Raw genomic sequence first — 14957 nt, 5'->3', positions numbered from 1 at the left:
AGTGGAGCTAGTTTTTCTAGCTCAAGCTGGGTGGTACCGCGTCCGGATTTTTTAAGGGCGTCCCCGCAAGTAGAGCAATAATTAATGTCACTTGCGTGAAGGATGGGACGAAGTACACATGTCTGAAGCCGTTGGCGGAGTTTACCCACAGGTTGATTTATCTGGTGGGTCTTCCAAATTTCCAGAAATGGAAGAAAATGTCCTGAACTACTGGAAGCAGGACGATACTTTCCAGGCCAGTATCGATCAGCGTGAAGGCGCAGAAGACTACGTTTTCTACGATGGCCCTCCTTTTGCTAACGGTCTTCCACACTATGGTCACTTGCTGACCGGCTACGTCAAAGACATTGTTCCTAGGTACCAAACCATGCGCGGTTACAGGGTTCCCCGCGTATTTGGTTGGGACACCCACGGTCTTCCTGCCGAGCTTGAGGCAGAAAAACAGCTTGGCATCAAGGACAAAGGCGAGATCGAAGCCATGGGACTTGCCAAGTTCAACGAATACTGCGCTACCTCGGTGTTGCAATACACCAAGGAGTGGGAAGAATACGTCACCCGCCAAGCTCGTTGGGTTGACTTTGAAAACGGCTACAAGACCATGGACCTTTCCTACATGGAGTCCGTGATCTGGGCATTTAAGGAACTTTACGACAAGGGCCTGATCTACCAGGGCTTCCGCGTGTTGCCTTATTCCTGGGCAGAGCACACCCCGTTGTCTAACCAGGAAACCCGCCTGGATGACTCCTACAAGTTGCGCCAAGACCCAACCTTGACCGTCACTTTCCCAGTGACTGGCACTGTTGAGGGAACCGACGCTAACCCTGATCTTGTTGGAGCACTTGCACTGGCATGGACGACCACCCCGTGGACCCTTCCTTCCAACCTTGCATTGGCAGTTAATCCAAGCGTGACCTACGCATTGGTTGAGGTTGCTGAAGACGGTGAGGCGGAATTCGTCGGCAAGCGTGTTCTTTTGGCCAAGGACCTCATCGGTGCCTACTCCAAGGAGTTGGGCGCTGAGGCAGTGGTGGTTTCTGAGCATCCTGGTTCTGGACTGGTCGGACTGACCTACGAGCCAATTTTCGGTTACTTCCGTGATCACGCGAATGCGTTCCAAATCTTGGGGGCAGAATACGTCACCACCGAAGACGGCACCGGTATCGTCCACCAGGCGCCAGCTTTCGGTGAAGACGATATGAACACCTGTAATGCTGCAGGTATCGAACCTGTCATTCCTGTTGATATGGATGGTAAATTCACCAGCCTTGTCCCTGAGTACCAAGGACAGTTGGTGTTCGATGCCAATAAGGACATCATCAAGGACCTTAAGGCTGCAGGTCGTGTGGTTCGCCACCAGACCATCGAGCACTCCTACCCACACTCATGGCGATCCGGTGAACCGCTGATCTACATGGCTCTGCCATCATGGTTTGTCAACGTCACCGAGATCCGTGACCGCATGGTTGAGGTCAACCAGGATATCGAGTGGATGCCAGCACACATCCGCGACGGCCAATTTGGCAAGTGGCTTGAAGGTGCCCGCGACTGGAACATCTCCCGTTCCCGTTACTGGGGATCACCAATCCCAGCATGGGTGTCCGACAACGATGAATACCCACGCGTGGATGTCTACGGCTCACTCGATGAGCTTGAGGCTGACTTCGGCGTGCGTCCAAAGTCCCTGCACCGCCCAGACATTGATGAACTAACTCGTCCAAACCCAGACGATCCAACCGGCAAGTCCACCATGCGACGCGTCACCGACGTGTTGGATGTGTGGTTCGACTCTGGTTCCATGCCATTTGCACAGGTGCATTACCCATTCGAGAACAAAGAATGGTTTGACACCCACGCACCAGCAGACTTCATCGTGGAGTACATCGGACAAACCCGTGGTTGGTTCTACCTGCTCCACGTGCTGTCCACCGCACTGTTTGACCGCCCAGCCTTCAAGAAGGTTGTCGCTCACGGCATTGTCTTAGGCGATGACGGACTAAAGATGTCCAAGTCCAAGGGCAATTACCCAAACGTCAACGAAGTCTTCGACCGTGATGGTTCCGATGCCATGCGTTGGTTCCTCGTGAGCTCTCCAATCCTGCGCGGCGGCAACCTGATTGTCACCGAAAAGGGCATCCGCGAAGGTGTGCGCCAAGCTCAGCTTCCAATGTGGAACGCATACTCCTTCCTGCAGCTGTACACCTCCAAGAAGGCAACCTGGTCTGTCGATTCCACCGACGTCCTAGATCGCTACATCTTGGCAAAGCTCCACGACTTGGTAGCTGATACCCAGGCTGCACTGGACAGCACTGACATTGCCAAAGCATGCGACCTGGTACGCAACTTCTGTGACGCCTTGACCAACTGGTACGTACGACGCTCCCGTGAACGTTTCTGGGCAGGCGACGAAGCACACCCAGAGGCCTTCAACACCCTCTACACCGTGCTGGAAACTCTCACCCGCGTAGCAGCTCCACTGCTGCCAATGACCACCGAAGTAATCTGGCGTGGACTAACCGGCGAGCGCTCCGTGCACTTGACCGACTTCCCATCTGCAGATTCTTTCCCAGCAGATGCAGAATTGGTTCGCACTATGGATGAGATCCGTGGTGTCTGCTCAGCGGCGTCTTCTGTGCGTAAGTCTCACAAGCTGCGCAACCGCCTGCCCCTACCAGGTCTAACTGTTGCCCTTCCAGATGCAGATCGTCTGGCAGACTTTGCTTCCATCATCCGTGATGAAGTCAATGTGAAAAATGTCGAGCTGACCTCTGATGTGGATGCAGTGGGAACCTTTGAGGTCGTTGTCAACGCTAAGGTCGCGGGACCTCGCTTGGGCAAGGACGTACAGCGTGTGATCAAGGCAGTGAAGTCTGGAAATTATACTCGCGAAGGCGACGTGGTTGTTGCTGATGGTATCCAGCTCAATGATGGTGAATTCACCGAGCGTCTTGTTGCAGCAAACCCTGATTCCACCGCACAGATCGACGGTGTGGACGGCCTTGTGGTTTTGGACATGAACGTCACGGAAGAACTCGAAGCAGAAGGCTGGGCAGCAGATGCAATCCGCGGTCTGCAGGATGCGCGAAAGAACTCCGGCTTTGAAGTATCAGACCGTATCTCTGTTGTCATCAGTGTTCCTGAGGACAAGAAGGAGTGGATCACCACTCACGCTGATCACATCGCAGCTGAAGTGTTGGCCACCTCCTTTGAGATCACCACTGATGCTTTGGATGGCGAAACCCATGACATCGTTGCAGGTGTCACCGCGAAAGTTACTAAGAACTAACAAGTTCTAAATAACAGCTTGTAAAGCCCCGTCAATGAAAAACATTGACGGGGTTTTTCGGTGCCAGTTGCACTTGACACAGTGTCAAGGTTTTGAATGGAAGCCATGAACAACTTTGAACATTCCAATGCATCTATTCGTTTACAAGCGGCACTTTCAGCAGGAACAACTGCTGATACCAGTGCGATCGACATCTTGGTTCAGCGCAGCGGGGTGGAACAAGACTTCTTTGTGCGCGACATGATTACCTGGGCGTTAACCCGCATGCCAGCTCGCGAAATCCTTGACAGAGTGGTCGCGGATCTAGACACAAATCCTAATGATCGACCATTTGGTGCCAGCCAAGCATTACACACACTGTCCAAATTGAAAGTTGCGGATTCGTGGCAGGAATTAAAAGCACGGCCAGGGCTTTTACACCGAGACGATACTGCCCAGACTGCATGGCGTACTTTTGTTGGTCTTGTGCCAGAAGAAGACACTGCTTGGCTTGCAGGCCACCTATTTCAAGAACTGGATAAAGGCACTCTGGAAATTCAGCGGAGTTTAAGTCGGGCGATGGCGGAATTGGAGGGGAGGGAGGCGTCGATAAGCGAGCTTTTAGGCGCTTTAACGAGCCCGCATGCGGTGGCCACCGCCAAGCTTATTGCGGATCCGGACTCTGATTTTATGGCGGACCTGGAGGAAGCGCGGCGCGTGGATAATATGGGTGCATGCTGATCGGTGAGGTATCCAAGCTCAGTGGAGTGAGTGCGCGCATGTTGCGGCATTACGAAAAGTTGGGTTTGGTTACCCCGGAGCAGACGGCGTCTGGATATCGGGAATATGCGGAATCTGATGTGCGTAGGATTCTTCACATTGAAGGTTTGCGCAGCTTAGGGCTTAGTTTAAAGCAGGTTGGCGAAGCGCTTGATGATCCGGAATTTGATCCGCAGGCAGTTGTTTCGGAGATGATCGCCAAGACCTCTGCCAGGATTTCTATGGAAAGGGAGCTTCTGGCGAGGTTGAAAGCAGTCCGAGATGCGCAGGTATCGGATTGGGAATCTGCGCTGGATGCAGTGCAAATCCTACATCGGTTGAGATCGGGAGATCCGACGCAACGTCAAGCCGTGGCCTTTGATTCGGTGTCGGGCAGGGAAGATGTGGCGCCAGAAACATTGGTGGAATCAGCACTGGGGGAGGCTGACCTGAATGCGGAAGGTGCGCTGTCGTGGGCCGTTGTGCAGCGGGGTGAGGAAGCTGTTGCATTGGCGGCACGGGGCCTGCGCTCAAAGGATGTGGCGGTGCGGCTTCGGGCGGTAAGGATTGTGTCGCGGGTTATAGCAAGCGCTCCGTCAACGGGCGCTACCGGGCAGTGGCTTCGGCAGGCTTTGCACGACGTAGATCCTTCTGTGAGAGCTGAAGCTGCGCTGGCGTTGGGGAAAGCACGTGATGAACTTGCGGTAGAACAGTTGGTGTCCATGGTTCTAACCGGTGTCAGGGATGTTGATGCAGCTGAATTGCTGGCTGGTTTTGATCAGTCCGTGCAGGTCGAGGTGATGGGGAAATTTGAGCGCGCACTAGAAGACGAGGAGACGATGTCTCCGGTGCGTGGCCGGATTGCGCAAGCGTTGGCAGAGTTTGACATAGCACCAGCGCGAAAGTTGATTGTGCAGCTTGTCGATGATGAAAATCCCACCGTGGCGTATACCGTGGCGGCGATTTTGAAAGCTCGGAGATGGAAGTCTTAAAGCCTAAAGTCTTAAAGCCTGAAGTCTGATGGGTCTGAAGTAAGGTGTCGTTATGTGAATGATGATGCTGTTGCCCGTGGGCAAGAGAACCTAAGGGGCCCAAAGAGAAGAAACCCTGTGCTAGCCCCCATTTTGATGGTGGTTAACGGTGTGTCTTTGTATGCCGGTGCTGCCCTTGCTGTGGGACTGTTTGAAAGTTTCCCGCCAGCACTGGTTGCGTGGATGCGGGTGGCAGCGGCGGCAGCGATCCTGCTTGTCCTGTATCGGCCTGCGGTGCGAAGTTTTATTGGCCAGACTGGTTTTTATGCCGCAGTGTATGGGGTGTCCACGTTGGCTATGAATATCACTTTTTATGAGGCGATCGCACGTATCCCGATGGGCACAGCAGTTGCTATTGAGTTTCTAGGGCCCATCGCAGTAGCGGCGTTGGGAAGTAAAACTGTGCGGGATTGGGCAGCGTTGCTTCTTGCGGGTATCGGCGTGCTGGTTATCAGTGGCGCGCAGTGGTCGGACAACAGCATAGGCGTGATGTTTGCGCTGGCGGCAGCACTATTGTGGGCTATGTATATCATCGCGGGAAACCGGATTGCAGGCGATGCTTCGTCCAGCAAAACAGGCATGGCGGTTGGTTTTACGTGGGCAGCAGTACTCTCCCTACCGCTGGCGATATGGTGGTGGCCAGGGCTTGGTGCTACGGAACTTTCTCTAATTGAGGTGATCGGATTGGCTCTTGGCCTAGGCGTGCTCTCGGCGGTAATCCCTTATGGACTCGACCAGATTGTGCTTCGCATGGCAGGTCGATCCTACTTCGCGCTGCTCCTGGCCATTTTGCCGATCAGCGCCACGCTCATGGGAGCGCTTGCGCTGGGCCAGATGCTGTCAGTGGCTGAGCTAGTCGGCATTGTGCTGGTTGTCATTGCGGTTGCTTTGCGACGCCCCTCCTAACCGTTCCTTAATCGTTGACCTGTTCGATTAACCTTTTAACCAGCTGGTCAACTACCATAAAAGGCATGCAACGCTGGGTTCTGCACATCGACATGGATGCCTTCTTCGCATCCTGTGAGCAGCTCACCCGACCAACATTAAGAGGACGCCCTGTCTTAGTCGGCGGTGTCTCCGGCAGAGGTGTTGTTGCTGGCGCATCCTATGAGGCCCGAAAATTTGGGGCGAAATCCGCCATGCCCATGCACCAAGCAAAAGCCCGGGTTGGGTTTGGCGCAGTGGTGGTGTCACCACGACACGTTGTGTACTCCGCCGCATCGCGCCGGGTGTTTCAAATAATAGAAAAACGCGCAGGAATAGTTGAACGACTAAGCATCGATGAAGGCTTTATGGAACCAGAAGCACTAATTGGTGCCACTCCAGAAGAAGTCCGTCAGTGGGCAGAAGAGCTGCGCGCAGAAATCAAAGAAGCCACAGGTCTGCCCTCGTCGGTAGGGGCTGGTTCGGGTAAACAAATTGCCAAAATCGGGTCCGGCAGAGCAAAACCAGATGGCGTGTTTGTGGTGCCGGTAGACCAACAACACGATCTTCTAGACCCACTTCCAGTTGGTGCCTTGTGGGGAGTAGGTCCAGTTACCGGAGCAAAGCTTGCCACCATGGGAGTAGAGACAATCGGTGATCTAGCTGCACTAACCCAAAAAGAAGTAGAAATCAGTCTCGGTACAACCATCGGAATTTCACTGTGGAACCTTGCCCGAGGAATCGACGACCGCCCGGTTGAACCCCGCGCCGAGGCGAAACAAATCTCCCAAGAACACACCTATGAAAAGGATTTAACTACCCGCCAACAAGTAGATGCAGCAATTATCCGATCTGCCGAAGGTGCTCACCGCCGACTTCTCAAAGATGGCAGAGGGGCCAGAACCGTCAGTGTGAAACTTCGCATGGCAGATTTTCGAATCGAATCTCGCTCCTACACCTTGTCTTACGCCACCGATGATTATGAAACTTTGGAAGCAACCGCCTTCCGACTCGCCCGCTACCCAGGAGAAGTTGGCCCTATTCGACTAGTTGGAGTCAGTTTCTCCGGATTGGAAGAATCCCGCCAGGACATCTTGTTTCCGGAACTGGACCGCCAGATCATCAGCCCGCCTGCTCCAGATACTGATTACGAAGCGGGGGTGCAATCTTCAGCTGTAAATAATTCCACCATAGAAGTACATTCCGAAGAAGTATCGACCATATGGCGAGCCACCCAAGATGTCTATCACCCAGATTTCGGGCACGGGTGGGTGCAAGGCGCAGGCCACGGGGTGGTATCAGTACGTTTTGAAACACGCAGCACAACAAGAGGACGAACCAAGAGCTTTGCCATGGATGATCCAGAGCTACAACCAGCAGATCCGCTCGATAGTTTGGATTGGGCTGACTGGTTTGCAGAAAACGGTGAGGCAGAGCAAGACGATTAAGACCTGGAATGCCGAGAGTGCTTTATCGCCTGTTTAACGCTCCCAAATTTTCGAATGAGTATTTGTATGCGTGAGGTGCTGAAAACCCCTTAGAAGCGCTGCTAGGGAGGTATTACCTTTTGGGTTGGAGGTCCGAATTCGAGACCGACCAAACCAGGAGACCCAGAATCGTCAAAAAACCGAATGCTGGGTCCCTGTGTCTGGTGTCGAGCGCGATAAACCAAACCAGGAGACCCAGGATCCCGAAAAATCAGGAAACTGGGTCTCCTGGTTTGGTCTTCGCGCAGACAGGGCACTCAGACCACACTCGGACCAGATAGAGAGGACAAGATTTTCTATTTTCGCAGATTCTTGGCCGTATGTTTGGTTTTACACTGAGAGTCAAACCGAACACACATGCCAAAAAATCTCAAAAATCAGAATTTTTGTCACGTATGTTTGACTTTGATAATGACAGACCTGGAGCCTACAAATACCAAGTCGATCCAACCACCAAAACCCTTTTAAAACAGCGTCGCTGGATGAACGCCCGTGGCGATGGCAGCAGCGAGAAGAATACGTGCCTGACCTGCACGGAAGTACCTAGATCCCACGACACCCTTAGCGGCTAGGGTAGCGCCACCACCTGCACCGCCATATACGCCGGACACCTCACCGCGTGGAACCCTGGTGCTCATGACCACAGGGATTCCGGCGTCAAGTGCTTTACCAAGCGCATCGCCCATGCGGGAGCCAACGTTGCCGGATCCCATTGCTTCAACAACTAGTCCTTGAGCGCCAGCAGCAAGTGCCGCTTCAACCATCGTGCCTGTCGCGCCGGGGTAGGCAGGGATGATTTCTACGGATACGTCTGCCAATTTAGCTACTGGTAGCGCATCGGGACGTTCTGGCTCTTCAGGGCCGTTGGAGGCAAATGCTAATTCATCGGAGGTATGCCACTTCACGCAGCCGCGAGCGGGGATGACAGCGTGACCAAAGACGATAAGAGCGCCGATTCCTCTGGCGGAAGGGTCGGATGCGATAAGGCATGCTTCGAAAAGGTTGTTGGGGCCGTCTGACTCTGGGTGGTCGAAGGGTTTTTGTGCGCCGGTGAAAATGACTGGGCGAGGATCATTGAGGAATGTATCTACTGCGATGGCGGATTCTTCCATGGAGTCTGTTCCGTGGGTGACTACTACGCCAACAACGTTTGGGTCTTCGAGCACTTTGTGCACGGTGGCGATGATGGTGTCTAGATCCTCAAACGTCATGGAAGAAGAATCGAGGCGGTTGATTTCGTAGATTTCAAAAGCGATCTGCGCTCCATTAAACCGCGGGGCGATGGGGGCGAGTAGTTCTGCGCCGCTGACGGTAGGAAGCAAATGCCCATTGGCATCGGAAGTGCAAGCGATGGTTCCGCCGGTGGTAATTACCGCAACCTTTTGGGTAGGGGAAGTGTGTTCTTCATCATTGTTTGATGGTGTGGAGTGCTGCTTCGACATGCGCTCTAGCGTATCAACTAGCTGCAGTTGTTATGTGCATAGCAGTGGATTGCCAGGGTCTTTTCACGCGTCGGGATGTTGGTAACAAATGAATCACGTGTACCCTTTGTTGGGAAAGTCATCGAGATTGTCGCACGACTTAACGTTTTACCCCGTATCTACCCCTAGTAGACTTGGGTGCGTTTAGTGTGGGGATGAGGCACGAGATCATCCGTCGCTTATAAGCCTTGTTTTAAGGCTGTAAGTGAAAGGCGACAGATTTTTGGCGACCAGAGATTAGAGCAAAGGATCATTTTCATCGTGAAGCTTTTCAAGGCAACCGCAGTAACTTTTACTGTCGCAGCAGCGCTGACTCTTAGCGCGTGTTCAAGCAGTGACGATTCCTCTTCGGATTCATCCACCACCGCTTCATCGAGCGCTTCGGCATCTTCTGATGTGGCATCCCAGTATCCAACTGCTGAGGAACTCAACGCTATCTTGGCTGTAGCAACAGACCCTGAGGCTCCTATTGAGGAAAAGATCAAGACTGTTCAGGGTTCAGAGAATGCTCCTGAGCTGTTTGAGACCATGACTCAAGCCAAGGTGGAGTCCGGCGCTGAGTTCCAGGTTGTCGGTTCGGTTCTTCCGGGCTATGACCCAACCTCAGAGGTGCTCACCACTGTGATGTTCCAGCTTCCGGATCGCGCGGAGCAGGAAGCTGAGGGCGTGGAGTTCGTTAACACTGACGGCAACTGGCAGCTATCTCAGGACTGGGCATGTATTTTGATCACCAACACTGTTGCTCCTGAGCAAGTTCCTCCAATGTGTGTTGGCACTGATGCTTCCTCTGCTGGCATTGAAGATGTTCCAGCAGAAGAAGGCGCCGTAGTTGAAGAGGCTCCTGTTCAGTAGAGTTTAAAAACTCAGGCTGATTTTCTTCCCCGTCCATCGTTTTCTGATCCACCTATCATGGCTGGCCAGAATAACGCGGCCGGGGAATTTTTCCATTGCAGCCTCAAGTTCCTCGCTTAGCGCGAGGGAGAGGTGGTTGGTGGGTTCGTCGAGAAGCAAAAGATCTGGCGGGCTTGCCAGGATTAGGCCGAGCGAGACGCGCCGGCGTTGGCCAAGGGATAGGGCCCGAAGCGGGCTGCTTTGCGACGCCTTCCTCAACAGCCCCATTTCCACCAGGCTAAGCTCGACCGGACCTTTGGACAGGGTCGCGAAAAGCTCATCGACGGGTGTGTCTAATTGCTTGTCAGTCCATTGATCGTCTTGTTTTAACCGAGCAATCTTTAAGCCTTCGGGGATGATTAATTCTCCCTCAGTGGGTTCCAGTGTGCCTGCTAAAACGCTGAGTAAGGTTGATTTGCCGACGCCGTTAGGGCCTTCAACCAGGATGTGATCACCGGGATCAATGCGGAAAGTCAAGGGTTGAAGCCTGTTTTCCACGGCAACGCCACGGACTTCTAGTGTTTCGCCGTGCCCATGACGGGTGAAATCAGGAATACCTTGAAACTCCAATGGTTTCGGTGGGGCGGGGATTTCATAGCGTTCGAGTTCTTTCAACCTATTTTTGGCAGAACGGACACGGTTGCCTTGAGTTTTGGCTGCTCTATCGGCGTAGAACTTCTCAGTGATTTTAGATTCTGACTTGGACGTGGAGCGGTGGAAAATATCGGATTCTTCCATACCGGTGGCATCTTCCAATTTTGCACGCTCTGTTTCTTGAGCCAAATAAAGTTGTGACCAGCGAGTGCGCCGTAATTCGCGTTCTTTGATGTACTCGGAAAAGCCACCACCGAAGGAGACTGCTTGTTTGACCTCTTCACCAGCACCACCTTCTGGGCCTAACGCAGGGTCAAGATCTATCAATTCTGTGCATACCGCATCGAGGAAGAAACGGTCGTGGCTGGCAATCAGAATTGGGCCTTTGAAGCGTGAGATTTCCGAAATGAGGAAGTCTACGGCGGAATCATCAAGGTGGTTGGTGGGTTCATCGAAGATCAACGCTTCGTGTGGTTCCATCAGCAGTGCAGCAAGGGCAAAACGGCGGCGTTGACCACCGGAAAGCTCACCAATGGCAGTGCTGCGTTCTACATCTGCAAGGCCTAAACCTGCGACCACGGTTTCAATGCGGGCATCTAATTCCCACAGCCCAAGTTCTTCGGCGGCACCTAGTGCAGCGTCGAAATCTGTTGCTACCTTTGCTTGTTGCTCCGCGCTTAAAGATTCATCACTCAGTTGCGTGGATAGCTCCGCAATGGCGGCATCGACGGCGCGGACTGGGGCGACGGCGGCGTCGATAAGCGATTGCACGGGTTGGTCAAAAGGTAAATCTGTTTCCTGGGCGATAAAACCAGTGTTTTCAGGCAGGTAAATAGTGCCTTGATCAGGTTCGATTACACCTGCGATAAGGCTTAAAAGTGTGGACTTTCCCACACCGTTTTCACCTATTAGGCCTGCAATTTCCCCTTTTGATACGGTCAGGGAAATATCGGTGAGGACGTGTGTATTGGGGTAGGAAAAGCTGAGGCCGTCAATGGCAATATAGTTGGCAAAAGTGCGCATAAATAAAATCCTTCAATAACAAAACGCAAGGCCACCTAAAAAAACTCTGGTGCCTAGTGCGCAAAACTAAAAAATAACGCTTTGGGGTTTGATTATTGAAGATCCATGCCGACCAGTATGCGCTACCGACGGCATAGTTGGCAACCTTTTTTCAGTTACTCATCCCCGAAGCTAATTGAGGACGTAGTATCTTGCACCACGCGGACCTGCTCATTAGAACCGCCATAGATAACGCGGGTGGTCCAAGAAACTTGCCCTGCGGTGGGCAGCGGTTGCTTGAGATCTACCACCAGATTTCCCACCGAGGTGGTATTGGAGTTAAGAACTGTCAGCTGCTCAGCGGAGTCTGAAGTTTCGTCGTCGGTGATTTCTAAAGCACCCATGCTTGGGCGTTGTGACACCTCGACGTCAAGATTTACTGTGCTGCCCTCAATGCTGTTTAAGGTGTAGGTCACTGTTTGCAGCAAGGTGGATTCACCGGTCACTCTGCTATCTACAGACCACCGTGCTCCGACACCGAGGTCTTCGGCGGGGAAAACGATAGGCAAGGATGTGTAGGTAAGCAGATACTGCTCCATGAGCATCCGGCCGTTATCAGTGGCATCAACAGGTGCAGCGAAACTTAACGTGGTGTGCTGGCCACTATCTGTTGCGCGAACTCCAAGAGTAAAGCCCTCAGTAGAATTGACGTCTTCAACTTGCGTTAAATCAGTAAATGTAGGTTTGCCCACGGTTAAAGAAATATCCCGAGAAGCGCTGACGGTTTCCTGATCGCTAAATTCAGCCTCGGTGGTCGACGCCGTTACCGGAAGGTGGAAAGTAGTGACATCTCCACCTGCTGGTGCTTGGGTATCAACACTTGCGGCATCGCCGATTGATTGGGCAAAACCTTGAGCAATGTTGATGGTTTGCTCTTGGGAAGCAGCAGCACCCTCTGAAGAGATGTCTTGGTATTCCAGACGCTGCAGGTTGCCAGAACCTGGATCTAGAACCACCACTCGTGGTGCATCAACAGCCAAGCCCACTGCTTGTTCGACCTCAGGTGAATCAGGTTCTGATGAAGAATTACACGCGCTAAGCGCGAGCGCAGTTGTCAGAGCCAAGGTGGAGGCTAGGGCATGTCGAGAAAATCTTTTGCGGGAGGATCTTTTAAGCACGTCTTTAAACCTATCGGCATCGGCGTAAAAAAGAACAAATGCAAAGTTTAGCTGTCAAGAACAATTGAAATAGCCTAATTTTTGCTGCGCTAAAGCACCCTCGATGCGGTGTTCTTGAGGCGCGGGGTAGCGTCGAAAAGCCCCTTAAGTGTGGCTGGGTGGAAGTTTCTACCGCTAATGGGGAAAGATGGTCAACGTGACCTCAAAGGATGCAGGGGCAAACTTGACCCCCATGAGAAAGAAAGAAAAGAGGACAACCGTTAAACAGGTGGTTGCCTTGATGGCCGCCATCGTTGTGGTGATCGCGTCCCTAGACCAAATAGTTAAGCAAATTATGCTGAATTGGTTGGAACCTGGCGTTCCAGTTCCCATCATTGGTAATTGGTTCCGCTTCTACCTCCTGTTTAACCCTGGAGCAGCGTTTTCCATGGGTGGAGAAAACAGCACCTGGATCTTCACCTGCATCCAGTTAAGCTTTGTTGTGGGCATCGCCATTTATGCACCACGCATCAAACACAAGTGGGTTGCTGCCGGACTAGCTCTTGTTGCTGGTGGTGCATTAGGTAACCTGCTGGATCGGCTTTTCCGCGATCCGTCTTTCTTCTTTGGACACGTGGTTGATTACATTTCGGTAGGGGATTTTGCTGTATTTAACATCGCTGATGCTTCGATCACATGTGGTGTGGTGGTGTTTTTAATCGGCATGGTCTTGGAAGATCGCGAAGCAGCTCGAGTGGCTAAAGCAGCTGAAGAAAAGGAAGTGGCTTAATGAATAGGCAAAGCAGAACTCTTCCAGTTCCAGAAGGATTAGCAGGCATGCGTGTTGATGCAGCGCTGTCCAAATTATTAGGCATTTCCCGCACCGTGGCTGCCGAGCTAGCTACCGCCGGAGACGTCAGTGTCGATGGGGCAGTAGTAGGAAAAAGCGACAGGCTTGTTGCCGATACGATGCTGGATGTTTTGCTGCCTGAACCCGCAGCACCGTTGATGCCAAAAGAAGAAATCGTTCCCGGTCTAGATATTTTGTACTCCGATGATGATGTCATCGCAGTAAATAAACCTGTCGGAGTGGCTGCACACCCCACAGTCGGATGGGAAGGCCCAACGGTGGTTGGGGGTCTTGCAGCTGCAGGTTTTCGGATTTCCACCTCTGGCCCACCAGAGCGCAAAGGCATTGTGCAACGCCTCGACGTGGGCACCTCAGGTGTGATGGTTGTTGCTGCCTCTGAACGTGGATACACCGTACTCAAGCGCGCTTTCCGGGACCGCACAGTGGATAAAACCTACCACGCGCTTGTTCAAGGCCACCCCGATCCTCTAACAGGTACTATTGAAGCTCCAATTGGGCGACACCCTTCAGCTGGGTGGCGTTTTGCTGTGACTACTGAGGGCAAACATGCAGTCACGCACTATGAAACACTGGAAGCTTTCCAAGAAGCAACCTTAGTGAAAATCCATTTGGAAACAGGCCGTACCCACCAGATCCGCGTGCACTTTTCTGCCTTGCATCACCCATGTTGTGGCGATCCGATGTATGGCTCCGATCCTGCGCTGTCTAAGCGACTTGGCCTCAACCGCCAGTGGCTCCACGCAGTGTCTTTAGGTTTTAATCACCCCGCTGATGGTCGATGGATGGAAATTGAATCCCCATATCCACAAGATCTACAGCATGCATTAGATGTGCTTCGAGCTTAAATAATGGATGGTTTTGATAAAGGTCGGCGCATCGTCGCGCTTTTTGCAATCCTGGCGTTAATCATCGTGGTTGCGGTCCTAAGCTTTAGCGACCGCACTGCGAAACCCATGCAGTTAAACGGCGATATGCTTGGCCAAGACAGTTCGGAAACCTCTGCGGAGTATCTCCAGCGTGCATCGGATTCCTTGGATCGTGCCGAAGACGGCGAAAAAGCCTATTCACTGGTGACTTTCGCGCAATCACTTCCAACGGCCGAGGCCTCTGATCTCCTCGAAGGAATCGGCCGCGTCAACGCCATGATTATGCTTTCTGCACCCGCCATGGACTTGCCTGAACCCATCGCCGGCGAAACCCGCAAGGACGTCTTTGACCGCCAAATAATGCTTGTCGACGCCCAGTTATCCGGAATCGGCAACGTCCGCGCGCCACGCGAACTCAACGGGGTAGTGGTATGGGATACGCCAGAAAAGGTACGACCCTTGGCAGAAAGCCCATTGGTTTACAGCATCGAAACCCTGCCACCTGACGCGGCGTGGGGCAGTTTCGGTATTCGACCAGTCGATACTTCGGGTACTAGTTTTTAGAAAAGAATTCCAGATGCCCCAGCGACCATCTTTTCTAAAAACTAGTAGAACAGAGGAGCGTGTTTCGA

General features: G+C 52.7%; 12 protein-coding genes. 9 read left to right on the top strand and 3 right to left on the bottom strand.

The window, feature by feature from the left end; translation table 11 throughout:
• The first annotated feature begins 118 nt into the window (after positions 1-118).
• The 5 genes from ileS to N24_RS11160 all read left to right on the top strand — a co-directional run bounded on the left by ileS (position 119) and on the right by N24_RS11160 (position 7424).
• Positions 119-3283, top strand: coding sequence for an isoleucine--tRNA ligase (ileS, locus tag N24_RS11180; RefSeq protein WP_096456988.1), 3165 nt, complete (start codon positions 119-121; stop codon positions 3281-3283).
• A gap of 105 nt (positions 3284-3388) precedes the next feature.
• Complete coding sequence (locus N24_RS11175; protein WP_096460109.1) at positions 3389-4003, top strand: hypothetical protein; 615 nt, start codon at positions 3389-3391, stop codon at positions 4001-4003.
• Positions 3997-5013, top strand: coding sequence for a MerR family transcriptional regulator (locus N24_RS11170; RefSeq protein ID WP_096456985.1), 1017 nt, complete (start codon positions 3997-3999; stop codon positions 5011-5013). The genes N24_RS11175 and N24_RS11170 overlap by 7 nt, the downstream gene beginning before the upstream one ends.
• Before the next feature lie 135 nt (positions 5014-5148).
• Positions 5149-5958 carry an EamA family transporter gene (locus N24_RS11165; protein ID WP_096460106.1) on the top strand — a complete coding sequence of 270 codons (810 nt, stop codon included), beginning with the start codon at positions 5149-5151 and terminating at the stop codon, positions 5956-5958.
• Positions 5959-6023: 65 nt separating this feature from the next.
• The gene (locus N24_RS11160) at positions 6024-7424 is read left to right on the top strand and encodes a DNA polymerase IV (protein ID WP_096456982.1); all 1401 of its coding nucleotides are present in this window, start codon (positions 6024-6026) and stop codon (positions 7422-7424) included.
• Between the two features lie 503 nt (positions 7425-7927).
• Here N24_RS11160 and N24_RS11155 read toward each other — a convergent pair.
• Entirely contained in the window at positions 7928-8905 is a 978-nt protein-coding gene (locus tag N24_RS11155) for an asparaginase (protein WP_096456979.1), read from the bottom strand.
• Positions 8906-9205: 300 nt separating this feature from the next.
• Between N24_RS11155 and N24_RS11150 the strand changes: the two genes are divergently transcribed.
• Positions 9206-9796 carry a hypothetical protein gene (locus tag N24_RS11150; protein ID WP_096456977.1) on the top strand — a complete coding sequence of 197 codons (591 nt, stop codon included), beginning with the start codon at positions 9206-9208 and terminating at the stop codon, positions 9794-9796.
• Between the two features lie 3 nt (positions 9797-9799).
• Here the strand turns inward: N24_RS11150 and N24_RS11145 are convergent, their stop codons facing one another.
• Positions 9800-11452 carry an ABC-F family ATP-binding cassette domain-containing protein gene (locus N24_RS11145; RefSeq protein ID WP_096456974.1) on the bottom strand — a complete coding sequence of 551 codons (1653 nt, stop codon included), beginning with the start codon at positions 11450-11452 and terminating at the stop codon, positions 9800-9802.
• Between the two features lie 155 nt (positions 11453-11607).
• Entirely contained in the window at positions 11608-12477 is an 870-nt protein-coding gene (locus N24_RS11140; RefSeq protein WP_167382183.1) for a hypothetical protein, read from the bottom strand.
• Between the two features lie 319 nt (positions 12478-12796).
• Between N24_RS11140 and lspA the strand changes: the two genes are divergently transcribed.
• From lspA to N24_RS11125, 3 genes are read left to right on the top strand one after another with little or no spacing between them, the layout of a single operon-like run.
• Positions 12797-13378: a signal peptidase II gene (gene lspA, locus N24_RS11135; RefSeq protein WP_096456970.1), complete on the top strand. Its 582-nt coding sequence runs from the start codon at positions 12797-12799 to the stop codon at positions 13376-13378.
• A complete protein-coding gene (locus N24_RS11130; RefSeq protein WP_096456968.1) occupies positions 13378-14304 on the top strand; it encodes an RluA family pseudouridine synthase in 927 nt (308 codons plus the stop codon). Before lspA ends, N24_RS11130 begins: the two co-directional genes overlap by 1 nt.
• 3 nt (positions 14305-14307) lie before the next feature.
• Positions 14308-14889 carry a hypothetical protein gene (locus N24_RS11125; protein ID WP_096456966.1) on the top strand — a complete coding sequence of 194 codons (582 nt, stop codon included), beginning with the start codon at positions 14308-14310 and terminating at the stop codon, positions 14887-14889.
• The last annotated feature ends 68 nt before the right edge of the window (positions 14890-14957 follow it).

The sequence above is a fragment of the Corynebacterium suranareeae genome (assembly GCF_002355155.1).
Lineage (GTDB): Bacteria > Actinomycetota > Actinomycetes > Mycobacteriales > Mycobacteriaceae > Corynebacterium > Corynebacterium suranareeae.
Note: the sequence above shows the minus strand (reverse complement) of the source record. Positions and strands in the feature narration are given on the sequence as shown.

Excerpts from the sequence above, each read along its gene's own strand:
- N24_RS11175 (WP_096460109.1), top strand. The coding sequence starts at position 3,389 with ATGAACAACTTTGAACATTCCAATGCATCTATTCGTTTACAAGCGGCA.
- N24_RS11125 (WP_096456966.1), top strand. The coding sequence starts at position 14,308 with ATGGATGGTTTTGATAAAGGTCGGCGCATCGTCGCGCTTTTTGCAATC.
- ileS (WP_096456988.1), top strand. The coding sequence starts at position 119 with ATGTCTGAAGCCGTTGGCGGAGTTTACCCACAGGTTGATTTATCTGGT.
- N24_RS11170 (WP_096456985.1), top strand. The coding sequence starts at position 3,997 with ATGCTGATCGGTGAGGTATCCAAGCTCAGTGGAGTGAGTGCGCGCATG.
- N24_RS11155 (WP_096456979.1), bottom strand. The coding sequence starts at position 8,905 with ATGTCGAAGCAGCACTCCACACCATCAAACAATGATGAAGAACACACT.
- N24_RS11160 (WP_096456982.1), top strand. The coding sequence starts at position 6,024 with ATGCAACGCTGGGTTCTGCACATCGACATGGATGCCTTCTTCGCATCC.
- lspA (WP_096456970.1), top strand. The coding sequence starts at position 12,797 with ATGGTCAACGTGACCTCAAAGGATGCAGGGGCAAACTTGACCCCCATG.
- N24_RS11145 (WP_096456974.1), bottom strand. The coding sequence starts at position 11,452 with ATGCGCACTTTTGCCAACTATATTGCCATTGACGGCCTCAGCTTTTCC.
- N24_RS11130 (WP_096456968.1), top strand. The coding sequence starts at position 13,378 with ATGAATAGGCAAAGCAGAACTCTTCCAGTTCCAGAAGGATTAGCAGGC.
- N24_RS11165 (WP_096460106.1), top strand. The coding sequence starts at position 5,149 with ATGGTGGTTAACGGTGTGTCTTTGTATGCCGGTGCTGCCCTTGCTGTG.